General features: G+C 60.0%; 22 protein-coding genes. 14 read left to right on the plus strand and 8 right to left on the minus strand.

The window, feature by feature from the left end:
* Nucleotides 1-27 precede the first annotated feature (27 nt).
* The 6 genes from HU731_RS09050 (at nucleotide 28) to HU731_RS09075 (ending at nucleotide 5,330) form a co-directional block, all read left to right on the plus strand.
* Complete coding sequence (locus tag HU731_RS09050; protein WP_186608585.1) at nucleotides 28-906, plus strand: amino acid ABC transporter permease; 879 nt, start codon at nucleotides 28-30, stop codon at nucleotides 904-906.
* A gap of 24 nt (nucleotides 907-930) precedes the next feature.
* Entirely contained in the window at nucleotides 931-1,695 is a 765-nt protein-coding gene (locus HU731_RS09055) for an amino acid ABC transporter ATP-binding protein (protein ID WP_003193648.1), read from the plus strand.
* A gap of 25 nt (nucleotides 1,696-1,720) precedes the next feature.
* Nucleotides 1,721-2,542 carry an ABC transporter substrate-binding protein gene (locus tag HU731_RS09060; protein ID WP_186608586.1) on the plus strand — a complete coding sequence of 274 codons (822 nt, stop codon included), beginning with the start codon at nucleotides 1,721-1,723 and terminating at the stop codon, nucleotides 2,540-2,542.
* Between the two features lie 167 nt (nucleotides 2,543-2,709).
* Nucleotides 2,710-3,879: an MFS transporter gene (locus HU731_RS09065; RefSeq protein ID WP_032895621.1), complete on the plus strand. Its 1,170-nt coding sequence runs from the start codon at nucleotides 2,710-2,712 to the stop codon at nucleotides 3,877-3,879.
* Nucleotides 3,880-3,933: 54 nt separating this feature from the next.
* Nucleotides 3,934-4,884 (plus strand): hypothetical protein, encoded by a 951-nt coding sequence (locus HU731_RS09070; RefSeq protein WP_186608587.1) that lies wholly within the window; start codon nucleotides 3,934-3,936, stop codon nucleotides 4,882-4,884.
* An 89-nt stretch (nucleotides 4,885-4,973) separates the two neighbouring features.
* Nucleotides 4,974-5,330: a helix-turn-helix domain-containing protein gene (locus HU731_RS09075; RefSeq protein WP_186608588.1), complete on the plus strand. Its 357-nt coding sequence runs from the start codon at nucleotides 4,974-4,976 to the stop codon at nucleotides 5,328-5,330.
* Nucleotides 5,331-5,337: 7 nt separating this feature from the next.
* Here HU731_RS09075 and HU731_RS09080 read toward each other — a convergent pair whose 3' ends face one another.
* From HU731_RS09080 to HU731_RS09090, 3 genes are all read right to left on the minus strand, one after another.
* The gene (locus tag HU731_RS09080) at nucleotides 5,338-6,873 is read right to left on the minus strand and encodes an amidase family protein (protein WP_225931640.1); all 1,536 of its coding nucleotides are present in this window, start codon (nucleotides 6,871-6,873) and stop codon (nucleotides 5,338-5,340) included.
* 143 nt (nucleotides 6,874-7,016) lie between these two features.
* Nucleotides 7,017-7,748 carry a hypothetical protein gene (locus tag HU731_RS09085; RefSeq protein ID WP_225931641.1) on the minus strand — a complete coding sequence of 244 codons (732 nt, stop codon included), beginning with the start codon at nucleotides 7,746-7,748 and terminating at the stop codon, nucleotides 7,017-7,019.
* A 71-nt stretch (nucleotides 7,749-7,819) separates the two neighbouring features.
* Nucleotides 7,820-8,878, minus strand: a complete 1,059-nt coding sequence (locus HU731_RS09090; RefSeq protein ID WP_186608589.1) for an MBL fold metallo-hydrolase — start codon at nucleotides 8,876-8,878, stop codon at nucleotides 7,820-7,822.
* A 122-nt stretch (nucleotides 8,879-9,000) separates the two neighbouring features.
* Here HU731_RS09090 and HU731_RS09095 point away from each other — a divergent pair, with 122 nt between their 5' ends.
* The 3 genes from HU731_RS09095 to HU731_RS09105 all read left to right on the plus strand — a co-directional run bounded on the left by HU731_RS09095 (nucleotide 9,001) and on the right by HU731_RS09105 (nucleotide 12,460).
* Nucleotides 9,001-9,630 (plus strand): TetR/AcrR family transcriptional regulator, encoded by a 630-nt coding sequence (locus tag HU731_RS09095; protein ID WP_186608590.1) that lies wholly within the window; start codon nucleotides 9,001-9,003, stop codon nucleotides 9,628-9,630.
* Nucleotides 9,631-9,818: 188 nt separating this feature from the next.
* Nucleotides 9,819-10,886 (plus strand): diguanylate cyclase, encoded by a 1,068-nt coding sequence (locus tag HU731_RS09100; protein WP_186608591.1) that lies wholly within the window; start codon nucleotides 9,819-9,821, stop codon nucleotides 10,884-10,886.
* Nucleotides 10,887-11,140: 254 nt separating this feature from the next.
* Entirely contained in the window at nucleotides 11,141-12,460 is a 1,320-nt protein-coding gene (locus HU731_RS09105) for a methyl-accepting chemotaxis protein (protein ID WP_032897795.1), read from the plus strand.
* 25 nt (nucleotides 12,461-12,485) lie between these two features.
* On the opposite strand, the gene HU731_RS09110 is transcribed toward HU731_RS09105, so the two are convergent.
* Nucleotides 12,486-13,370 carry a LysR family transcriptional regulator gene (locus tag HU731_RS09110; protein ID WP_186608592.1) on the minus strand — a complete coding sequence of 295 codons (885 nt, stop codon included), beginning with the start codon at nucleotides 13,368-13,370 and terminating at the stop codon, nucleotides 12,486-12,488.
* 80 nt (nucleotides 13,371-13,450) lie between these two features.
* Here HU731_RS09110 and HU731_RS09115 point away from each other — a divergent pair, with 80 nt between their 5' ends.
* Both HU731_RS09115 and HU731_RS09120 read left to right on the plus strand, forming a co-directional pair.
* The gene (locus HU731_RS09115; RefSeq protein ID WP_186608593.1) at nucleotides 13,451-14,158 is read left to right on the plus strand and encodes a CTP synthase C-terminal region-related (seleno)protein; all 708 of its coding nucleotides are present in this window, start codon (nucleotides 13,451-13,453) and stop codon (nucleotides 14,156-14,158) included.
* Nucleotides 14,155-14,475, plus strand: coding sequence for an antibiotic biosynthesis monooxygenase family protein (locus HU731_RS09120; RefSeq protein WP_186608594.1), 321 nt, complete (start codon nucleotides 14,155-14,157; stop codon nucleotides 14,473-14,475). Before HU731_RS09115 ends, HU731_RS09120 begins: the two co-directional genes overlap by 4 nt.
* Nucleotides 14,476-14,969: 494 nt before the next feature.
* Here the strand turns inward: HU731_RS09120 and HU731_RS09125 are convergent, their stop codons facing one another.
* Nucleotides 14,970-15,293: a DUF2025 family protein gene (locus HU731_RS09125; RefSeq protein WP_032895610.1), complete on the minus strand. Its 324-nt coding sequence runs from the start codon at nucleotides 15,291-15,293 to the stop codon at nucleotides 14,970-14,972.
* A 232-nt stretch (nucleotides 15,294-15,525) separates the two neighbouring features.
* Here HU731_RS09125 and HU731_RS09130 point away from each other — a divergent pair, with 232 nt between their 5' ends.
* The 3 genes from HU731_RS09130 (at nucleotide 15,526) to HU731_RS09140 (ending at nucleotide 18,216) form a co-directional block, all read left to right on the plus strand.
* Nucleotides 15,526-16,653 carry a glycerophosphodiester phosphodiesterase family protein gene (locus tag HU731_RS09130; RefSeq protein WP_186608595.1) on the plus strand — a complete coding sequence of 376 codons (1,128 nt, stop codon included), beginning with the start codon at nucleotides 15,526-15,528 and terminating at the stop codon, nucleotides 16,651-16,653.
* Nucleotides 16,654-16,745: 92 nt separating this feature from the next.
* Entirely contained in the window at nucleotides 16,746-17,051 is a 306-nt protein-coding gene (locus HU731_RS09135; RefSeq protein ID WP_073523074.1) for a PepSY domain-containing protein, read from the plus strand.
* A gap of 145 nt (nucleotides 17,052-17,196) precedes the next feature.
* Nucleotides 17,197-18,216 (plus strand): transporter, encoded by a 1,020-nt coding sequence (locus tag HU731_RS09140; protein ID WP_186608596.1) that lies wholly within the window; start codon nucleotides 17,197-17,199, stop codon nucleotides 18,214-18,216.
* Between the two features lie 144 nt (nucleotides 18,217-18,360).
* Here the strand turns inward: HU731_RS09140 and HU731_RS09145 are convergent, their stop codons facing one another.
* The 3 genes from HU731_RS09145 to HU731_RS09155 are packed head-to-tail and all read right to left on the minus strand — an operon-like array spanning nucleotide 18,361 to nucleotide 21,025.
* Entirely contained in the window at nucleotides 18,361-19,335 is a 975-nt protein-coding gene (locus tag HU731_RS09145; RefSeq protein ID WP_186608597.1) for a 5-oxoprolinase subunit C family protein, read from the minus strand.
* A complete protein-coding gene (locus HU731_RS09150; protein ID WP_186608598.1) occupies nucleotides 19,332-20,210 on the minus strand; it encodes a 5-oxoprolinase subunit B family protein in 879 nt (292 codons plus the stop codon). Before HU731_RS09150 ends, HU731_RS09145 begins: the two co-directional genes overlap by 4 nt.
* A gap of 56 nt (nucleotides 20,211-20,266) precedes the next feature.
* Complete coding sequence (locus HU731_RS09155; protein WP_186608599.1) at nucleotides 20,267-21,025, minus strand: 5-oxoprolinase subunit PxpA; 759 nt, start codon at nucleotides 21,023-21,025, stop codon at nucleotides 20,267-20,269.
* Nucleotides 21,026-21,126 lie beyond the last annotated feature (101 nt).

Here is a 21,126-nt window from a genome sequence, read left to right on the forward strand (position 1 = left end):
GTTGTGTACAGCATTTGGAGTAGAGCCATGAACCAAACCCCGGCCAAGCGCTTGGAAGCCGAGCGCAAGTTGTCCGAGAACCAGTTCGATATCACGCAGTACGAGCATGTGCCGCGGCGGTATTACGGGCGGATGTTTTTTGCCACCCTGATCGTGATTGTGTTGGCGGCGCTGTTGCGCGCGTTTGCCAATGGCCAGATCGAATGGTCCTACATTGGCCAGTTCCTCACATCGCAAGCCATCCTGTGGGGCCTGGTGAACACCATCGTCATGTCGATCCTGGCGATGGCATTGGGCGTGGTGATCGGGGTGATCACGGCGATCATGCGCATGTCGGCCAACCCGATCCTGCGTTACGTGGCCATCACCTACACCTGGCTGTTTCGCGGTACACCGCTGATTTTGCAGTTGCTGCTGTGGTTCAACTTGGCGTTGATCTTCCCGGTGATCGCGATTCCGGGCCTGTTCAGCATCGACACCGTCGACCTGATGACGCCCTTCGTGGCCGCCCTGCTCGGCTTGAGCATCAACCAGGGCGCCTACACCGCCGAGGTGGTGCGGGCTGGCTTGCTGTCGGTGGACACAGGCCAGTACGAGGCGGCCAAGTCCATCGGCATGCCGAGCCTGCAGGCGCTGCGCAGGATCATTCTGCCGCAGGCCATGCGCGTGATCATCCCGCCGGTCGGCAACGAGTTCATCAGCATGGTGAAAATGACCAGCCTGGCCAGTGTGATCCAGTACTCGGAGCTGCTGCACAACGCGCAAAACATCTACTACGCCAACGCCCGGGTGATGGAGCTGCTGATTGTGGCGGGCATCTGGTACCTGGCGGTGGTGACTGTTCTTTCATTTGGTCAAAGCCGCCTCGAGCGTCGTTTTGCCCGCGGCGCCGGCAAGCGTTCGTAAGTCTGGGTTGAGGAGATTTGCCCCATGAGAAGCATCGTCAAGGCCGTCAACCTGAACAAGTATTACGACCAGTATCACGCCCTGCGTGACATCAATATCGAGGTCGAGCAAGGCGAGGTGATGTGCATCATCGGCCCGTCCGGCTCGGGCAAAAGTACCCTGCTGCGTTGCGTCAACCAGCTGGAAAAAATCGACAAGGGCGGCCTGTGGGTCGATGGCGAACTGGTCGGTTACCGGGTGGTCGGCAACAAGCTGCACGAAATGAACGAAGCGCAGATCGCCCGCCAGCGCCTGGCCACCGGCATGGTGTTCCAGCGCTTCAATTTGTTCCCGCACATGACCGTGTTGCAAAACATCATCGAAGGCCCGTGCCAGGTGCTCAAGCGCTCGCCCAAGGAAGCCATCGAAGATGCGCTGGAATTGCTGGCCCGCGTTGGCCTGGCGGACAAGCGCAATGCCTACCCGGTGGAATTGTCCGGTGGCCAGCAACAGCGTGTGGCAATCGCCCGGGCCTTGGCGATGCGTCCCAAGTTGATGCTGTTTGACGAACCCACGTCAGCCCTCGACCCAGAGCTGGTAGGCGAAGTGCTGTCGGTGATGCGCGATTTGGCCACCACCGGCATGACCATGATCGTGGTCACCCATGAATTGGGCTTCGCTCGCGAAGTGTCCAACCGCATGGTGTTTATGGACGCCGGCCAGATTGTGGAAGCCGGCAGCCCCGAAGACATTCTAATAAGCCCACAAAACCCGCGTACCCAAAGCTTTATTTCTGCCGTTCGCACTTAACTAAAAAACTAACGAGAACGCCCCCATGAAAAAGATATTTATCCCTTCCTTGCTTGCAGGCCTGATGGCCTCCTCGTGTGCATTCGCAGCCTTGCCGCAAGCCATCAAGGACAAGGGTGAGATCAGCGCGGCCATCGTGCCGAACTACCCGCCGATGGACTTCAAGGACCCGGCCACCAACCAGCTCACCGGTTTTGACTTCGACCTGGGCAACGCCCTCGCCGAGCGCCTGGGCGTGAAAATCAAATGGCAGGAAACCGGCTTCGAGCAGATGCTCAGCGGCTTGACCACCAAGCGTGTGGACATCGTGCTGTCGGGCATGACCGACACCGCCGAGCGCCAGAAAGCCGTGACCTTCATCGACTACTTCACCAGCGGCCCGCAGCTGTACACCTTGGCCAAGCGCGAAGAGATCAAGGAATTGACCGACCTGTGCGGTAAAAAAGTCGGCACCAGCCGCCGCACCACCTGGCCGTCGGAAATTACCGCCTGGAGCAAGGCACACTGCGAAGCGGCGGGTAAGCCGGCGATCGTGGTGATCGGCACCGAAGGCTCGGCGGATGCCCGCGCGCAGTTGCAGCAGAACCGCCTGGATGCGGCGATGCAGGGCAGCGAGACCATTCCTTATTTGATGTCGCTGGACAAGGGCAAGTACAAGCCGGTGGGCCTGGCCATTTCCAAGCAGTTCACCGGGCTTGGGATTGAGAAGAGCAATACCGAGTTGGTCACTGCGATCAGTGAGGCGTTGCAGGGCATGATTGATGATGGGACGTACGCCAAGATCCTGAAGAAGTGGGATCTGGAGCAGGGGGCGGTCGAGAAGATCAGCATAAACGCAGGCCAGTAAACACCGCAAAACCTGTGGGAGCTGGCTTGCCTGCGATAGCGGTAGACCAGCCAATGACGATGCAAACTGGCCCACCGCTATCGCAGGCAAGCCAGCTCCCACATTGGATCGGTGTTCACATTTAAATTGTGCTGTCGTGAAAATATAACAAGGACGCTCGCCCCACCGTGGCCACCTACTCCCTGGTAATCCGTCGCCTGATGATCTGCTCGGTGACCATCGTGGTCAGCCGCGCCATGACCAGCCCGTTGCTGGCCCTCTGGCTGAGCACACGCCTGGGCCTCAACCAGCAGGACATCGGCCTGCTGATGGGGATCGCGGTGTTCATCGCCACGCTCCTGGGGTTGTACGGCGGCTACATCATCGACCGCCTGGAAAAGCGCAAGCTGCTGATCCTGGCTATGCTCTCCAGCTCCATCGGTTTTTTGTTGCTGACCTTTGCCAGCAACCTCTACCTCACCACCCTGACCCTGGTGATCACTGAAGCCGCGTCGGCGCTGTTCCTGATCGGCTCCAAGGCGATCATCAGCGAGAACCTCCCGGTGGGTGAGCGCGCCAAGGTGTTTTCCCTGCGCTACACCCTGACCAATGTCGGCTATGCAACGGGCCCGATGCTGGGCGTATTGATTGCTGGCCAACTGCCGTGGGCGCCGTTCCTGATTGCCAGTGCCATTGCCTTTGGCAGCCTGTTCCTGATGATCGGTATTGCGCCGACCCAACGGGACGACAGTCATAAACCCCAGAGTTTTCTCAGCACCCTGCGCACCTTGCGCAACGACCGCACGTTGATCCTGTTCACCAGCGGCAGCCTGTTGAGCACCATCGTCCATGGGCGCTACACCCTGTATCTGTCGCAGTTTTTGCTAGTGGCCTACACACCCGACCAGGCACTGAAAATTCTGTCGGCGGTGCTGGCCTGTAACGCGATCACCGTGATTTTGATGCAGTACCAAATCGGTCGATTCCTCAAGCGCGAGCAACTGCGCCATTGGATCGTGCTGGGCACCCTGCTGTTTATTGCCGGGCTGGTCGGCTTCAGCCAGGCGAACAGTCTGCTGAGCTGGTGCCTGGCGATGTTCGTGTTCACCTTGGGCGAGATGATCATCTACCCCTCGGAATTTCTGTTTATCGACACCATTGCGCCGGATGCGCTACGGGGCAGTTACTACGGTGCCCAGAACCTGGCCGCGTTTGGCGGGGCCATGAGTCCGGTGATTTGTGGCTACCTGCTGATCAACGCGGCACCCACCAGCATGTTCTTTGCCCTGGCCGCACTTACTGCCATAGGCGGCACCTTGTGTTTCTTGAGCGGGCGCCGTGTGGCAGGTTCTTGCTGATATTTACCCAAGATCCGGCTATTAATAGCCAAACCTCTGACGGACCCGAGCCCCATGAAATTCGACACGGCCTACAGCCTGAGTCTCGACGACAAGCTGTCGATCTACGACGTGCGAGACCTGAATTTCGACGAAACCACCGGCTTCGATTCAGACAAGGACAGCTTCCTGTGCCCCAACGACGCCTGCCGCGCCGCCTTCGATAGCACCAATGCGTTGAGCACCTTCAACGCCACGAACGTCAACTACCAGCGCACGCCGCACTTCAAGAACAAACCCGGCACGCGGCATATCGACGGCTGCCGCTACGCAGGCAGCCACAAGTCGGCGACGGGTGAAAACGACGACGAGCGTGAGGAAAGTTTCCCATCAGAATTTGTGCTGACGCGTCGACTGTACGCGCCTAAAACGTCGATAGTCGGCACCGATGGAAGCGCCCTGCAGAAACCGACGAAAGCGCCCGCAAACCGTGCTACGACATCCTCTGGCAACAGTGACACAACCCCAGACAAAACCAGCGTGTTCGCACACCCGGTGGAGTGCTACGTGTCCAACATCGATGATAAGGACAAGCTTAAGGCCATGCCCTTGAAAATCGGTGAGCACACGGCGACCTACTGGGCATTCTTCAAGAAGATCGAATACCTGCAAGACAACCAGGGTTTGATTTACTGGGGCAAGATCAAAGCCATCAAGGACTACACCAGCAGCTTTCGCATCGACTTCGAAAAGAAGGTGTGGCTCGACAAGAAGCCTTATTCGGTGAACGTCTACCTGAGCAAAAAGCTCATCGAAAACTACCGCAAGCGCACGGCCTTCCTGGAGCAGATCAAGGCGGCAGCCAGCAGTGAACGGCCACTGTATTGCTTTTTCTATGGGGTCACACCGCAGCTTGTGCAGGTGCCCAGCAAGAAAAACCCCGAGCAAACGTTCGGGGTATTCAGCGCCAAAATCGAGAACCTGGACCACCTGATTATTCGTGAGGCGCCACGGCTGGAATCGTAAGGGTTGCAACGCCAGTGGATGAGCGGTAGAAACAACTGTACAAAAACACAGTATAGTTGCACCTCCCCTGTCGAACCTGGAGAAACCCCATGCCCTCTCTGGCAATGAGTTCTTTCGTAGAACAGCAGATCGTCCTGCATCAATTCACCGCCAAACACTGCGCGCAGGCGCGCGTCATGCTGGGCTGGAGCCGCGAAGAGCTGGCTCGCCAGGCTGGCGTGGCGGTGCAAGCAATTGAGCAACTGGAAGGCCACGGCGACGTGGACGATGAAACCCGTTTGATCCTGGCGTTTCGCCTGGAGGCCGAAGGGCTGGTGTTTTTTCCGGGGTTCGCGCCGGGGTGGGGGATGAGTGCGCGCCGGTTCGATACCCCGGCGGCGCAACCTGCTGTGCAAGGCCTCATCTCTCAATTGATGGGTTCAACAGTGGCAATCAGCAGAGGCTGACTCAAATTCAGCCGTTGGTGGCCTCAACCGTTTTATCTGCACTGGCTGATATTTGCGTAGAAGGAATACCCGGGAGAAAAGCCGGTTTTTGAATGGCCTGCGAGGCGTGTTCATAACCATAGGCGACTGCCAGTAAGGTGGCTTCACTGTTGCCGGAGCCATACACGTAAAGTGCCGTGGGCATACCTTCCTCGTCCATGCCTGACGGAACGGATATACCTGGGTACCCGGCCGCAGCACTGTAAAAATAGTTGTGGGACAGAAAGTTCGACACCATGGCGTCGAGGTTGTGCTCCTTTATGGGGTCATCAACGGTTTTCTGAAATACGGGAAGGATCGCTTCCCACAACGCCTCGCGTTTTTCCGGGGTGGTCTCTAGGTCATTGATCATTTCCAGCAATTTCTGGTCAGGCTCACCAGGTTTCTGCGTACGCTTGATAAAAGCAATCAGCTCAGAAAGTGACTTGACGGGCAAACCTTCCCGCCCAGCCAAATAGTCTTCCAGTTGTTGCTTGACCTCCGAGAACATTGCCTCGTTATAACCCTCATAGGCTTCATCGGGGACACCAGCGTCCAACCGTTCCAAGGGCACCAGAATCGCCCCCTGGGCCTTCATCACTTCCAGCGCCGCCTCATAGTGATTGCGGTCTGCCCGCTTGGCCGGGTCCTTGGCCTCCTCAGCGGACAACTGAGGTAAAGGGGTGTAGCCAATTCGCTTGCCCTTCAAGGCATCGGAGCGCAGGCCTTTGGTGTAGGCAGTCGTCTCGGTCATTGCGTTAAGCGCTTCTGCCGCATCACAGATATTGCGGGTGAAGGTCCCTACCGCATCCATGCGGGTGCTGGTCATGACGCCTTCGGTGCTGACCAGGCCCGTCGTGGTTTTCAGGCCAAACACACCGTTGTAGGCTGCGGGGCTGATGATAGAACCGTTGGTTTCCAGCCCTAACGCCACAGGCACATGCCCTTGCGCTACAGCTACTGCCGAGCCAGAACTGGAGCCTGCCACCGGCCCGCCAAGTCGATGAGGGTTCAACGTCTGGCCACCTCGGGAGCTCCAGCCATCGGCAGGTGATAGTGAGCGAAAGTTGGACAGCTCACTCATATTGGTTTTGCCTACAATCACCACTCCGGCTTTCAGCAAATTATCGACGACCTTGGCATTTTTAGTGGCCGGCGCACCCACCAAGGCCGTTGAGCCTGCGCTGGTCTGCATGCGGTCGTTGGTTTCAAAGACATCCTTCAGCGCTATCGGCACGCCATGTAAATGCCCGCGCACACGGCCATCGGCACGCTCCTTATCGCGGGCCTTCGCCTCACTGAGGGCATCCGGGTTGGTTTCCAAGAATGCATTGCCGCCCTGTAGCCCGCGATCAATATTGGCAATTTTCTTGAGCGAGTCCTTCAATAATGTCTCTGAGGTGACGCCGCCTCCTTGGCCCATCTCCACTGACATCTGGCAGGCACTTTTGAAGCCTTGCACAGGGTTTGAAAGCTCCTGAAGCAGGCCTGTCGCCCATCCACCTGCAGAAACTGGTCCGATCATGAAGTGCCCTCTGTTTGACTGAGTGTGAGCGCTATCTGCCGATAACACCGCACCAGTCTAAGAGCCGACACCCCACCGCTATTTCAGGCGAATCCTGCCACCGCGTCCTCCCCTTCCCAGCCCGGTGTAGGCATCTATACCGTCTATGGCCGAAGCTGGCGGTAAGCGCGCACCAGTGCCGCCAAACCATCACCTGCCCAGCGCGCACCGTAAAACCAGACTCTGGAGCCATCCTCCAGGGTTTCACACACAGTGGGGTATCCGCTTCTCAAGGCGTGATGAAAGGCAGCTTCGGGATCCTCCGACACCAAGGCATCCAGGCGAAGGCCTGCCACCAGCTCATCGATTTCACGACAGGCCTGCTGACTGTCGCCGCTGCGCTGCATGTCCACTGCTACCCATTGCACACCGGCCTGGCGCAGGGTGTCGAAGACCTGCTGCAAAGCCGCACTGTGCTCAACCGGCTCAACCTGATTGCCCTGCACATAGCGCTCGGCATAGCCGATCCGATACCCGGTCAACGCCCGCGTGGCGGTGAAGGTGGTGTTATTTAACACTAACGGCACTTCCACCATCACCGGTTCGCTAGGGTCCACGCCTTTGACGGCGACAAGCGATAGCGCAGGGTCACGTACCGGCCGTATATGGGGCGCCAGGGCGTTATACCCAGGGACGAGCGTGGCGCCCGCAGCCTGTTCGGCGCCAAAGACAATAGAAGTGGGGGCTGCATGGGGTCGTGAGGCGGGCACATCGACGGTGTCCATTGGCCAGAGCAGCGGCTGGGCTGACGCACACGGCAAACCCATCTTCCAAAGTTTCTTACAATGGCTGTCCATCGAAACATCCTCCCGGAAATAAAATTCCCGAAGGATCATCGCACTCTCCTTTGACGTTTGTCGCAGAGCTGAAACCCGCTGAAAAACTCTTTTCCAAGCGGGCTTTCGGCTCAGCCTGCTGCGTGTTCGTTAACCGGTTGAGGCTCCACTTCCAGCCACCAGGCATGCCCGCGCTCAGGCTGGTTCAAGCGAAATGCCTGGCCCATTGCCGGGGTGGTGATCGAGACATTGCGCTCCCAGGCCAGGGCCATGATGCGGTCGAACGGTTCGTGCCAAGCGTGGAAGGCCAGATCGAAGGTACCGTTGTGAATCGGCAGCAGCCAGCGCCCTTTCAGATCGATATGCGCCTGCAGTGTCTGCTCCGGCTGCATGTGCACATGGGGCCAATCAACATTGTAAGCGCCGGTTTCCATCAGGGTCAGGTCAAACGGCCCGTATTGCTCGCCGATACGTTTGAAACCGTCGAAGTAGCCGGTGTCGCCACTGAAAAAGACACGTCGCGTGTCGTCAATCATCACCCAGGAGCACCACAGGGTCTGGTTGCCATCAAACAGGCCGCGACCGGAAAAGTGCTGGGCCGGCGTGCAGACAAAACGAACGCCATCGACTTCGGTGCCCTGCCACCATTCCAGTTGGCGCACTTTGCTGGCGTCTACGCCCCATTTGACCAGCGTGTCACCCACGCCCAGGGGCGCCAGGAAGTAGCGGGTCTTTTCGGCCAATTGGACCACTGCTTTGCGGTCGAGGTGGTCGTAATGATTGTGGGAAAGGATCACCGCTTCCAGCGCTGGCAGCTCTTCCAGGCTGATCGGCGGCTGATGAAAACGCTTGGGGCCGGCCCAGCTGAAGGGCGAGGCGCGCTCGGCAAACACCGGGTCGGTGACCCAGAACTTACCGCGCATTTTCAGCAGCACGGTTGAATGGCCGAGGCGATACACACTGTGATCGGGGGCGGCCAATAACTGCTCGCGGGTCAATGGCTGTACCGGAATCTGCCCCACGGGCCGAGTGGTGCGCGGTTTGTTGAACAGCATGTTCCAGAAAATACGCAGGGTCTTGCCCAAGCCACCGTGCTGCACCGGAGCGTCGTTGCTGAAGGGCCCCAGGCCCTGCTCGGCAGGCTTGGGAGCCGAGGGCGCACGGTCGAGACGGGTTGAAATAGTGGCCATGACAAAGTGACTCCTGCGGTCCGCTCAAGTATTACACTGCACAGTGTAGTTTCTAGATTGCAACAAAGTCCGGAGCAAGTAAACTGCCCGGTGTAAATTCATTGTTGAGTCGAATGCCTTCCATGACTGCCCCCAAACGCCTCACCGAGCGTAAACGCGAAGCCATCGTGGCGGCGGCGATTGCCGAATTTCGCGAGAACGGCTTCGAGGTCACCAGCATGGACAAAATCGCCGCCACCGCTGGCGTTTCCAAGCGCACGGTGTACAACCACTTCCCCAGCAAGGAAGAACTGTTCGCCGAGATCCTCCACCAACTGTGGGCCAGCAGCGTTGCCCAACTGGACGTGATCTATACCCGCGACCGCCCGCTGCGCGACCAACTGCGCACGTTGCTGGAAGCAAAAATGCAGATGATGTCGGATGCCAACTTCCTCGACCTGGCACGCGTGGCCATTGCTGCCACCATTCATTCGCCGGAACGTGCGCAAGACATGGTCAACCGCCTCAGCGCGCGGGAAGAAGGTTTTACCCAATGGGTACGTGCCGCCCAGGAAGACGGCCGCCTCACCTGCACCGACCCGGCGTTCGCCGCCCACCAGATCCAAAGCCTGCTCAAGGCTTTTGCGTTCTGGCCGCAAATCACCCTCGGCCAGCCCACCCTCGACCCTGCCGCCCAAGCCCACGTCATCGAATCAGCCATCGACCTGTTCCTCGCCGGCTACGAAGCCAGCACGCAGTGCCCGCCTCTGTAAGCACTGTTGCAGGCGCGACATTTAAGGTCGTTTCTGGCGTATTTACCCGCTGTTTTGCGCAAATGGCCTGGAAGGACACTGATTAATCCCACGGGAATAATCGACAATTCACCTCTATTACCCGATCACCGGCTCTGCCCGTTGGCCTCACGCTGTCGCATCTGCAAAAAAAGTTAACCCAGGACACTATGGAAAACAGACGAGGCAAAGGGCTTTCATTTGCCAGGCGAATCTACACGCCAAGGATTATCGGCCTGGGTATCGGCAGCATCAGCGTGATCGGCGCGTTGTATCCCTTGTCGATGCCCGGTTGGGTCTGGGCGTTGCTGTTGTTCAACGGCATCGCCTGGCCGCACGTGGCGTACCTGGTTTCCACCCACTCGCCGTTTCCCTACCAGGCCGAACAACGCAACCTGCTGTATGACTCGGTGCTGGGCGGTTTCTGGGCCGCCGCCGCCCAGTTTTCACCACTGACAGCGGTGACCATTCTGTCGATGATGGCCATGAACAACGTCGCAGCCGGAGGCAAGCGCCTGTTCCTGCGCGGGTTGCTGGCACAGGCCGCCGGTATTGCGGTGGCCTGGGGCCTGTTCGGCGTCAAGTTCGACCCCAGCGTCAGCCTCACCGAGGTCTACACCTGCCTGCCAATGCTGACGCTTTACCCGATGGCCATCGGCATGGTCTGTTACCAGTTGGCGATCAAACTGTCGGAACACAAACGCGCCCTCAGCGCCCTGAGCCGCGTCGACAGCCTGACCGGCCTGCTCAACCATGGTTCGTGGAAAGACCTGCTCAACCTCAAGTTTCACAAGTGCCAGCAGCAACAGGGCCAAGCGACCATTGCCTTGATCGATATCGACCATTTCAAGCACATCAATGACGTGCATGGCCACACCGTCGGTGACGCGGTCCTGCGCCAGTTGAGCCAGGCACTGCGCGAACACTTGCGCGAAGAAGACCTGGCCGGCCGCTACGGCGGCGATGAGTTCTGTGTGATTCTGCCGAAAATGCCCCTGCACGCCGCTGCGCAGGTGATGGAACATCTGCGCGAAACCTTCAGTCACTATCGTCATGCGCAGATCCCCGACCTGCGCGTCAGCCTGAGCATCGGCCTGGCGGATTTCCACACGTCGTTCAAGGACGCGGTCATGTGGCTCGATGCCGCGGATCGCGCGTTGTACACCGCCAAAAACAGCGGCCGCAACCGCGTCAAGGTCAGCGAATGCACGGCCGTTCATTCAGCCGGAGTTGTCTGATGACACCTCGTCCGAATCTTGCTCCGCCCACCTGCTGCAATAGCATAATGCCGCCATTGGTCGCCTGGTCAAAATAGTCCTGCCTGATGGGCGAACTTCCAGGTCGATTGATCACTCTGAGACCGTTGTTCCACCCCCCTCTGTCAGCATCAGGAAGCTGGCAATGAGCAAGTCAACCGTAAGGCCAGGGGCCCTACGGGGTCAGGCGCAAATACATGGACCCCGCATACGCTTGCATGCCCGAGCCCTCCACCATGCTATTTCACGCTCACAAGAAAACCATCAGTACCCTGCAACACAGCCTTGCCCAACAGACCAGCCTGCTGGACGCCATTGAGCGCTCCATGGCCGTGATCGAATTTGACCTGCAAGGCACCGTGCTGCGCGCCAATGACAACTTCTTCAAGACCATGGGCTACCGCGCCGAACAGATCCTGGGCCAGCCCCACCGGATGTTCTGTACCCCGGCGTTCGCCCGCAGCGCGGATTACAACCAGTTGTGGACGCACCTGCGCAACGGCCAATTCCAGTCGGGCACCTTTGAACGAGTAGGCGCCAACGGCGCCTCGGTGTGGCTGGAAGCCAGCTATAACCCGGTACGGGATGAAGCGGGGAACGTGATTAAAGTGGTGAAATACGCCATGGACGTCACCCCACGCCTGCAGGCCGAAAGCGAAGCCAACGCCAAGCTCGAAGCCATCGACCGCGCCATGGCGATGATCGAGTTCAACCTCGACGGCACCATCATCACCGCCAACGGCAATTTCCTGCAGCGCATGGGCTACAGCCTGGCACAGATCCAGGGCAAGCATCATCGCCTGTTTTGCACGCCCGAGCTGGCCAACAGTGCGGCCTACAGCGAGTTCTGGAAGCGCTTGAACCAGGGCGAGCTGTTCAATGGCCAGTTTGAGCGGGTGGACAAACACGGCCAGGTCGTGTGGCTGGAAGCCAACTACAACCCGGTGTACGACGCCAGCGGGCGCCTGTGCAAAGTGGTGAAGTTCGCCTCGGATGTCACCGCCCGCGTGCTACAGCATGCCGCTGACGCACAGAGCGCCGCCCAGGCTTACCACCTGTCGTTGAACACCCAGGAGATGGCTGAAAAAGGCGCGGAAGTGATTCAGAAAACCGCCACCGGCATGCGCGAAATTGCCGTGGATATCGACGCCTCTTCGCAACTGATCGCCAAGCTGGGCGAACGCTCGCAACAGATCACCGCCATCGTCAACACCATTCGCGGCATTGCCGACCAGACCAACCTGCTGGCCCTCAACGCGGCTATTGAAGCGGCCCGCGCCGGCGAGCAGGGCCGTGGCTTTGCCGTGGTGGCCGATGAAGTACGGCAACTGGCGGCGCGCACCAGCGGCTCCACCGCCGAAATCTCCGGCATGATCGCCATGATCCAGGACGAAACCCGCCAAGCCATCGACAGCATGGACGCCACCCGCGACCGCGCCGCCCAGGGTGTGGAACTGGCCAACCAGGCCGGCACGGTGATCCTGCAAATTCGTGAAGGCACCGGCGAGGCGGTACAGGCGGTGAGCGCGTTTGCGAACGAGCGAGGTAATCGCTGAGCCATTGGCGCTGGCTGTCTGCAGGCTAACTTCGCAGCCAGCGCACATGCCGCCCCAACTCATCAAACAGCGTCACTACCGAGCGCAATGCCCGGCAATCAGGCCGCGTCAACAACCACAGCGCCGTATCGTGCCCTGCCAGCGCAGGGCCCAGCGGTTGCAGGCCATCGCCCATCAGAAAATCCGGCAGCGCCGCCACGCCCAACCCCGCGCGCACTAATTCGGTCACCGACTGCATGCTGTTGCACCGATAACGGGGACGCACGCCCGGCAAATGTTCACGACGCCAGATGACGGTGGGGTGATCGGGTAAAAAGTCATCTGGCGCGATCCAGGCCAGGTCGGCCCACTCGTGGCCTGCATGCTGGCGCGCATAGTCGGCACTGGCACACACCTGATAGGTCACCGCCCCCAGGCAGCGTCCGACAAGATGCGCTGGCGGCGCCTTGGTCAGGCGCAGGGCGATATCCGCATCGCGGCGGCTGAGGTTGGCGAAGTCATTGGAGGTGCTCAGTTCCAGGGTCAACGCTGGGTAGGCCGGCATGAACTGCGCGAGGGCTGGTAACAGCAAGCCTTGCAACACCGAGTCGGTGCAGGTCAGGCGCACAGTGCCGCTGATCACTTCACCGCCCTGCTCCACGCCAATGCGCGCGGCCTCCAGCGCCTGCTCGGCACGCTCGGCCTGTTGTGCCAGGTTGCTCGCCAGGCCGGTGGGCAAATAACCGGCACGGCTTTTTTCAAACAGGGTCTGGCCCAGCGCCGCCTCCAGCCGCCGCACCGCACGGAACACCGTGGACACATCCACCCGCAGCAACGCCGCCGCCCGCGCCAGAGTGCCGCCGCGCACCAGGGCCAGGATCAATGACAGGTCGGCGTAGTCGATTTGATAGTGCGTGGCTGCATTGAACATATGGGCAAACGCCAATATTGATTGCGTAAGCGCCAATCTATAGTGGGTATCAACCCACCACAAGCCATGGGACGTACACGATGCCAACCCCCGCGCTGCACCTTGCCCTGATCGGTGACTACAACCCCGATGTGACCGCCCACCAGGCCATTCCCGTGGCCCTGCAACAGGCCGCCGATGCTCTGGGCCTGAACGTCCAAGTGCAATGGCTGGCCACCGACACCCTCACCTGCACTTCTGCCTTGTACGATTTTGACGGCTTCTGGTGCGTGCCCGGCAGCCCCTATCGCGATATCGACGGCGCCCTGCGCGCGATACGTTTTGCCCGCGTACAAGGTCGCCCTTTCCTCGGCACCTGCGGCGGTTTTCAACATGCCGTGCTGGAATATGCCCGCAACGTGCTCGGTTGGGCCGATGCCCAGCACGGCGAGTTAGTACCGGATGCTGAGCGCGCCGTCATCACGCCGCTGGACTGCTCCCTGGTGGAAGTGAGCGACACCGTGCGCCTGGCCCCCTACACACGCATCGCCCAGGCCTACGGCAGCCTGGATATCCACGAAGGATACCGCTGCCGCTACGGCATCAACCCCACCTTCGCCGACGCCCTGCTGCAAGCCAACCTGATCCCCACCGGCCACGATTCGGCGGGCGACCTGCGCGCGGTGGAATTGCTCGACCACCCGTTCTTCGTCGCCACCCTGTTCCAGCCCGAACGCGCCGCGCTCAAGGGCATCACGCCGCCGCTGGCGATCGCGCTGCTCAAAGCCTGCCAGGAGGTATCGGCATGATCGCCAAGACACCCGCCCCACCTTATTACGCGGTGATTTTCAGCTCGCTGCGTACCGACGCCGACCTGGGTTATGGCGAGACCGCCACACGCATGCTGGAACTGGCCAGGCAACAACCGGGGTTTCTTGGAGTGGAATCAGCGCGGGAGGATGGGCTGGGAATCACCGTGTCCTATTGGACCAGCGAGGCGGCGATCCTGGCCTGGAAACAGCAGGCCGAGCATCGGCAGGTGCGCGAGCAAGGGCGGGCCACTTGGTATGCGGCGTTTCACACGCGGGTATGCAAGGTAGAGCGGGCCTACACCTTCCCCACTTGAAACACCGAACCCTGTGGGAGCTGGCTTGCCTGCGATGACCATAGGTATCTACACAATCTTGTAGGGTGTAGCAGCCAACGGTAACCACGATGCGAAGCGAGCCGCTCTTGATCTTGATCTGCTTGTGATCTTGATCTCAGGCGCCCCGTTAAACCACGCTGGCCGAACGCAGGCTTGAATTCGTGGGTAACCCGGCAGGACGCCGGGTTAGCCGCCCCGCGCCATGGATGGCGCGTGGCGGCGGCCCACGGATTCAAGCCTGCGTTCGGGCACACCGAGCCTAAGCGAGGTGCCGAGTGGTGGGGCAAGAGCGTTTTGCTTACTTTTGCGCTTTTCAAAAGTGAGCCGCCGTCAGGGCGGAACCCTAAGTGGCCGTTACCTAAATAACGGATATGTACTCAATCTAATCCCACATCCCGGTCGGCTGGCAGGCCGCCATCGCAGGCAAGCCAGCTCCCACATTTGCTCGTCATCGCTTGCAAAATGGCGGACGACTAACTCACCAAACTACGCAACGCGCTGATCTGCGGGATCTCTACCCGGCGCATATACACGCGTAGCGGCTCGGTGATGTTGATGCGGTCGTCGATATTCTGGTCGAGCAACAACTGCAGGCGCGCTCGGCACAGGGTCATGGTGTGGTCGGCGGCCGGTAGCCAGACGAACTCGGCGGTGGGAATGATGCCGTCATCAGCCACGTCCATGCCAAATGAGTCTTCGCTGAAACGCACGATGTACTGGCCGGTCTTGCGATTGAGGCCGACAAAACCCTGGAGTTGGTCGGCGGCCTGGCAAATAAGCTCGGAAGTGATGCGCATGGTAAACCTCACTGAAAAGTCCCACAGGGACTGGAAAGATGGTTTACACGCGTGGCAGAAAATACCGCCCTCTGACGGGGCAGCTACCTGTAAGAATACTGCAACGCCCTGCAAAAAAGTCCACAAAATTGGCCGGTGCGCACGTTAATGTCGGTTTGGTGATAGCGCCGTTCGCAATCAATTGTTAAAAAGGACACCTTCTCAAAGTTACCTCCACGAAAGGACTTCGCATATGCCTGTCACGTTTTCCAAAAGCGCCTTGCTGCTGGCATTGATGCTCGGCCTTGGCCAGGCACAGGCTGCCGAGCCGGTCAGCCCGGCCGAATTGGCGACAAACGAAGGCATCCCCTACCCTGCCGTGATCGCTCACCGTGGCGCTTCCTACGACGCGCCTGAATCCACCGCTGCGGCCTACAAGGTTGCACGCGACCTGGGCGCCGACTACCTGGAACTGGACCTGCAACGCAGCAAGGACGGCGTGCTGTTCGCCCTGCACGACAACAACCTGCAGCGCACCACCGACGTCGCCACCAAGTTCCCCGAGCGCAAAGACGCGCCCGCCAACGAGTTCACCTGGAAAGAACTGCAAACCCTCGACGCCGGCAGCTGGTTCAACGCCGCCTACCCGGACCGCGCGCGCCCTGGTTTCGTCGGCCTGAAGATTCAGAGCCTGGATGACATCATCAAGATCGCCGAAGGCAACCCCTCGCACAAACCCGGCCTGTACATCGAGACCAAGGAGCCCAAGCAGTTCCCAGGCATCGAAGCGGACCTGAAAAACAAGCTGCTCGACAAAGGCTGGCTGAGCTCCGCCGGTTCCAAACTGGGTAAGAGCAACACCGGTGTCGGCCAAGGCAAGGGCCGCGTGGTGCTGCAAACCTTCGAAACCGCCAGCCTCAAAGAGCTGCAGAAAGAAATGCCCAACACCCCGAAAATCCTGCTGTTGTGGGTGGGCGAAGGCAGTATCGAGCCCAAATCCAAAGTGACCTTCGCCGAGTCAGGCGAAACCACCAAAGCCGCCTACTACGCCAAGCAAGAGCCCAAAGACGCCGCCGAATTCGAAAAGTGGGTAGGTGAAGCCAAAAGCCTCGGCGCCATCGGCACCGGCCCGTCGGCTGAGCTGACCGACCACGGCGACCAGAGCTACACCGACTTGGTGAAGCCTGAAATGAACACGCTGACCCACGACAAGGGCCTGCTGGTGCATGTGTATACGGTCGATGAGCCGGTGGACTTCGAGAAAGTCATGAAGGCCGGCGTCGACGGCATCTTCACCAACCGCGCCGCCGAGCTGCTGAAGTTCTACAAACGCTGGCCGTCGTCCAGCGTGCAAGACCTGCTCAACGACCATAAGTACTAAAGGCGTTGGTGTCAGTGAGCCATTAAGGATGAGTTAAGTTGCGCCGGTTAATCTGGCGCCACTTAAACAGCTCAACCAGAAGGACACACACGATGAAAACCTTGACTGCCCTGTTCGCTGCTACTGCCCTGACCTTGACCGCTGGCCTGGCCCAGGCTGATGTTCGTCCGGACCAGATTCCTAGCCTGCTCAAGTCCGGTGAAGTGATGGCGTTTGAAAAGCTCAACGCCGCTGCCGTCGCCAAACATGCCGGCGCGACCATCAACGATACCGAGCTGGACCACGAAGCGGGCAAGCTGGTCTACGAAGTGGACCTGACCGACACCACCGGCAAAAAATGGGATGTGAAGCTCGACGCCAAAACCGGTGCCGTGCTGGAAGACAAGCAAGACACCTGAGTTGAACCTTGAAAAAACGCGCCACCTTAGGGTGGCGCGTTTTTTTATGCGCGCCTCAAACCGTCACATAACCGTCATACGGCCTTGCAATGATTCGCCTAGGAACCTGTGAAACGTCCTACAGGCCCTTTCTCTGCGAGTCGCCATGAACCACAGCATCGACCACGCCCATCAGGATTCCGATCTGTTTGGCCTGCTTTACGGTTTTCGTTTTCGCCCCGGCGAGAAAGGCCAGCAAATTGATTCCGCCACCGCCCTCGCCGCCTTGCAGCAACCGCCAGACTCGGAAGAATTCCTGTGGCTGCACCTGAACCTGGCGCACGCCGCCTGCGAGCGCTGGATGCAGGCGCATTTGTCGCTGCCGGAAGAGTTTTTTGAAGCCCTGCACGAGGGCTCACGCTCCACACGCATCGAGCATGTGGACTCGGCCTTGCTGGCGGTGGTCAACGATGTGGTGTTCAACTTCAGCAGCATGGTGTCGTCGGATATTTCCACGCTGTGGGTGTGTGCGCGCAGCCGCTTGCTGGTGAGCGCACGCCTGCAGCCGTTGCACTCGGTGGATAAATTGCGCTCGTCAGTGAAGGCCGGCGAACACTTTCGTTCCCCCTTGGAGCTGTTGGTGCACCTGCTGCGCGACCAAGGCGAAGTGCTGACACAGATCGTGCGCAAGACCAGCATCAGCGTTGACCATATCGAGGATCAGCTGTTGTCTTCGCGCCTGTCCACCAACCGTGCCGAACTGGGCGCCGCCCGCCGCGTGCTGGTGCGCCTGCAACGCCTGCTGGCGCTGGAACCGGGCTCGCTGCTGCGCCTGCTCAATCGCCCGCCGCAATGGCTGCAAAAGGAAGACGTGAAAGAGCTGCGCAAATCCACCGAGGAGTTTGCGCTGATCATCAACGACCTGACCGCCCTAGGCGAGCGCATCAAGCTGTTGCAGGAAGAGATCGCCGCCAACCTCAATGAACAGAGCAACCGCACGCTGTTTACCCTCACGGTGGTGACGGTACTGGCGCTACCGATCAACATCATTGCCGGCTTTTTTGGCATGAATGTGGGTGGGGTGCCGCTGTCTCAGGATCCGGAAGGCTTCTGGATATTGGTGGCCTTGGTCGCAACCTTTACCCTGATCGCCGGGCGTTGGGCCTTTCGCAAATTCTCAAATTGAAATAAGCCCCAACTGTGGGAGCTGGCTTGCCCCAATGCCACTGTAGGAGCGAGCTTGCTCGCGAAAAACTCGCAGACGCCGCGTTTATTCAAGAAGCACGCGTTATCGTTGACGTTTTTCGCGAGCAAGCTCGCTCCTACAGGGTCAGTGATTGAAAAGCCCAGCCATCGCTTTGAGCCGCTTCTTGTACACCCGCCGCGCCTCCAAAGCCTCCTCGAGACTCACCGCCACAAACCCCGCTCGCTGGTTGGGCTGCATCTGCCCGATCAAGTCCAGGTCGGCGCTGATCACCGTGCCAATCATCGCGTAGCCACCGCCCGATACCGCATCGCGGTGCAGCACAATCGGTTCCAGCCCGGCCGGTACCTGAATCGAGCCAATCGGGTAGCAACTGTCCACGATGTTGGACGGATCGGAGCCCGCGCCGAACGGCTGTTCCCGTGGCTGGAAGCTCAACGCGCTGCCGCCCTTGAAGCGATAGCCAATGCGATCGGCCTCGGAGCCGACCGTCCATGGCTCGGCGAAAAAGCTGCTTTTGGCCTCGTCAGTCAAACGCTCGTAATACAGCCCCGGCACCACCCGCAACGTCACATCGCCGCCGACCGAACGTCGCAACGCCATCGGCAAGCTGTTGCCCGCACGCCCGGTACCGCTGGCAGTACCGATCGACAATTGATCGCCCTCCTGCAAGCGCCGGCCATTAAACCCGCCGAGGGCGCCGAGGGTGTAGGTGGAGCGGCTGCCGAGCACCAACGGCACGTCGATACCGCCGGCGACGGCAAGATAAGTGCGTGCGCCGGCCTTGGGAAACTCGAACCGCAGCACCTGCCCGGCGCGCACGGTAAAGGCGGTGTCCTGGTGCACCACTTCACCGTCCAGGCGCGGCGACATCAAGGCGCCGCTCAACGCCACTAGCGCGTCCTGTTGGAACTCCAGCTCCGGCCCGATCAGCGTGCACTCCAGCCCCGCCGCGCCCACGGGGTTGCCCACCAGGTGGTTGGCCGCACTCAACGCGTATGGGTCCAGCGCCCCCGACGGAGGGATGCCCAAGTGGTAATAGCCTTCACGGCCCAGGTCCTGCACGGAGGTGGCGAGGCCAGGTTTGAGGACCTTGATCATGCCAGCGCCTCCTGCAGGGTTTTCGGATAGCCGATGGGGTCGGCGAGAAAGGCATCCAGGGAAAATTCCACCGGGCGAATACGCAAGTCGAAACGCCCGGCGTCCACCTCGGCGACGGCCCGGTCATACGCCTCTCGGCCTATCGGCTTGAACTGCACGATATCCCCAGGGCGAAAGAACACCATGTGCTCCTTGAGATACGCCAACTGCTGCGCCGGGTCGTAGATCGGTGCCGGGGTGACGCCGAACATCTGGTAACCGCCCGCCCCTCGCACCGAGTAGATACAGCCAAAGCAGCCGCCATGGCCCAGGGTCAGTTTCGGTGTGTCGGTGCGTGGCCGCAGGTATTTGGGTACCTGCAATTGCCGCTCGCGTTCGACCATCTGGAACATGAACGGCAAGCCCGCGACAAAGCCGACCATCGACACAAACCACGGCGCGCCGCTGTGGGCGGCGATGAACGCGTCCACGTCGGCCAGGCCATTGATGCGTGCGGCGTATTCCAGGTCTGTGCCGCTGGGGTCTTGGTGGCGGTCACGAAAGCGCATCAGGGTTTCGTGAGTCCAGGGGTCGTTATAGAGCACCGGGATTTCGATGATGCGCGTGCGCAAGGTGCGTTCGGCCACGGCCTGGGCTTCGGCGCTTTGCACGGCGTCGAGCAACGCGTAAGGGGCGATGCGGTCGGGGTCGAAGCGAATCTGGAACGATGCGTTGGCCAGGCACACATCCAGCACGCCTTCCAGCGCCAGGCGCTCCACGGCGCGGGTCACCGCCATGCCCTTGAAAAAAGCCTCCAGGGACATGCTGTCGCTGACCTCGGCAAACAGGTGTTCATCACCGCCGAAGCTGTAGCGGATGGGGGACGTTTCAGCCATGTCTGTTCCTCTTGGAATCATTGTAGAAAGGCAGGCAAAAAAGTAAGGGGTAAATCTTATTGGGGTGCTCTGACGTCGATGCCCGCCTGGTCCAGGGCTGCACGGGTGGCCTCCACCAGTTCCAGGGCGCCGGGGGTGTCGCTGTGCAGGCAGATGGAATCGAATTCGATGGCCAGGTCTTCGCCTTCGACGGTACGCACCAGGCCGGTTTGGCAGGCGCGCAAGACCCGCGCTGCAACCGTGGCGGGGTCCAGCGCCCGCACATTGCGAGTAAACACGATGGAGCCGCTCAGGTCGTATTCACGGTCGGCATAGAACTCGCGCACCACCGGCTGCCCCAGTTCCTTGGCAATGCGCCAGATCACCGAGTTGGGCATGCAGTACAGCAACAGCGTGGGCTCGATGATCTGCAGGTTTTGCACCAACAGCCGGGCGGCCTCTTCATCGCGGGCCAGGTGCATGTAGAGCGCGCCGTGAGGCTTGATATGTTGCAGGGTCACGCCTTGGGCACGGGCGATTTCGCGCAGGGCACCGAGCTGGTAGAGCATGTCGTCCACCAGTTCCTGGGCCGGTGCGTTGATATGCCGACGGCCGAAGCCCACCAGGTCACGAAAGCCTGGGTGCGCGCCAATCGCCACACCCAGTTGCTTGGCACGCTCGACGGTGCGGCGCATGGTGCCGGGGTCGCCGGCGTGAAAGCCGGTGGCGATATTGGCCGAGCTGATGTAGGCCATCAGCTCTGCGTCGACGCCGTCGCCGATGGTCCAAGGGCCAAAGCCTTCGCCCATATCTGAATTGAAATCCACTGCCTGCATCGAGGTCGCTCCGCCAAAGGTGATGCCCGCAAAGTAGGCCGGGGCTTGACCCCTTGGGAAGATCTATTATCAGATGGCCCATCTTCTGAAAATCAGATATC

The sequence above is a fragment of the Pseudomonas salmasensis genome (genome assembly GCF_014268375.2).
GTDB lineage: Bacteria > Pseudomonadota > Gammaproteobacteria > Pseudomonadales > Pseudomonadaceae > Aquipseudomonas > Aquipseudomonas salmasensis.

Coding starts and splice junctions, on each gene's coding strand:
- HU731_RS09150 (WP_186608598.1), bottom strand. CDS start 20,210: ATGGCTGAAACGTCCCCCATCCGCTACAGCTTCGGCGGTGATGAACAC.
- HU731_RS09095 (WP_186608590.1), top strand. CDS start 9,001: ATGACTGCCCCCAAACGCCTCACCGAGCGTAAACGCGAAGCCATCGTG.
- HU731_RS09085 (WP_225931641.1), bottom strand. CDS start 7,748: ATGATCCTTCGGGAATTTTATTTCCGGGAGGATGTTTCGATGGACAGC.
- HU731_RS09155 (WP_186608599.1), bottom strand. CDS start 21,025: ATGCAGGCAGTGGATTTCAATTCAGATATGGGCGAAGGCTTTGGCCCT.
- HU731_RS09125 (WP_032895610.1), bottom strand. CDS start 15,293: ATGCGCATCACTTCCGAGCTTATTTGCCAGGCCGCCGACCAACTCCAG.
- HU731_RS09070 (WP_186608587.1), top strand. CDS start 3,934: ATGAAATTCGACACGGCCTACAGCCTGAGTCTCGACGACAAGCTGTCG.
- HU731_RS09130 (WP_186608595.1), top strand. CDS start 15,526: ATGCCTGTCACGTTTTCCAAAAGCGCCTTGCTGCTGGCATTGATGCTC.
- HU731_RS09110 (WP_186608592.1), bottom strand. CDS start 13,370: ATGTTCAATGCAGCCACGCACTATCAAATCGACTACGCCGACCTGTCA.
- HU731_RS09145 (WP_186608597.1), bottom strand. CDS start 19,335: ATGATCAAGGTCCTCAAACCTGGCCTCGCCACCTCCGTGCAGGACCTG.
- HU731_RS09135 (WP_073523074.1), top strand. CDS start 16,746: ATGAAAACCTTGACTGCCCTGTTCGCTGCTACTGCCCTGACCTTGACC.
- HU731_RS09050 (WP_186608585.1), top strand. CDS start 28: ATGAACCAAACCCCGGCCAAGCGCTTGGAAGCCGAGCGCAAGTTGTCC.
- HU731_RS09060 (WP_186608586.1), top strand. CDS start 1,721: ATGAAAAAGATATTTATCCCTTCCTTGCTTGCAGGCCTGATGGCCTCC.
- HU731_RS09080 (WP_225931640.1), bottom strand. CDS start 6,873: ATGATCGGACCAGTTTCTGCAGGTGGATGGGCGACAGGCCTGCTTCAG.
- HU731_RS09115 (WP_186608593.1), top strand. CDS start 13,451: ATGCCAACCCCCGCGCTGCACCTTGCCCTGATCGGTGACTACAACCCC.
- HU731_RS09090 (WP_186608589.1), bottom strand. CDS start 8,878: ATGGCCACTATTTCAACCCGTCTCGACCGTGCGCCCTCGGCTCCCAAG.
- HU731_RS09100 (WP_186608591.1), top strand. CDS start 9,819: ATGGAAAACAGACGAGGCAAAGGGCTTTCATTTGCCAGGCGAATCTAC.
- HU731_RS09120 (WP_186608594.1), top strand. CDS start 14,155: ATGATCGCCAAGACACCCGCCCCACCTTATTACGCGGTGATTTTCAGC.
- HU731_RS09140 (WP_186608596.1), top strand. CDS start 17,197: ATGAACCACAGCATCGACCACGCCCATCAGGATTCCGATCTGTTTGGC.
- HU731_RS09075 (WP_186608588.1), top strand. CDS start 4,974: ATGCCCTCTCTGGCAATGAGTTCTTTCGTAGAACAGCAGATCGTCCTG.
- HU731_RS09055 (WP_003193648.1), top strand. CDS start 931: ATGAGAAGCATCGTCAAGGCCGTCAACCTGAACAAGTATTACGACCAG.
- HU731_RS09105 (WP_032897795.1), top strand. CDS start 11,141: ATGCTATTTCACGCTCACAAGAAAACCATCAGTACCCTGCAACACAGC.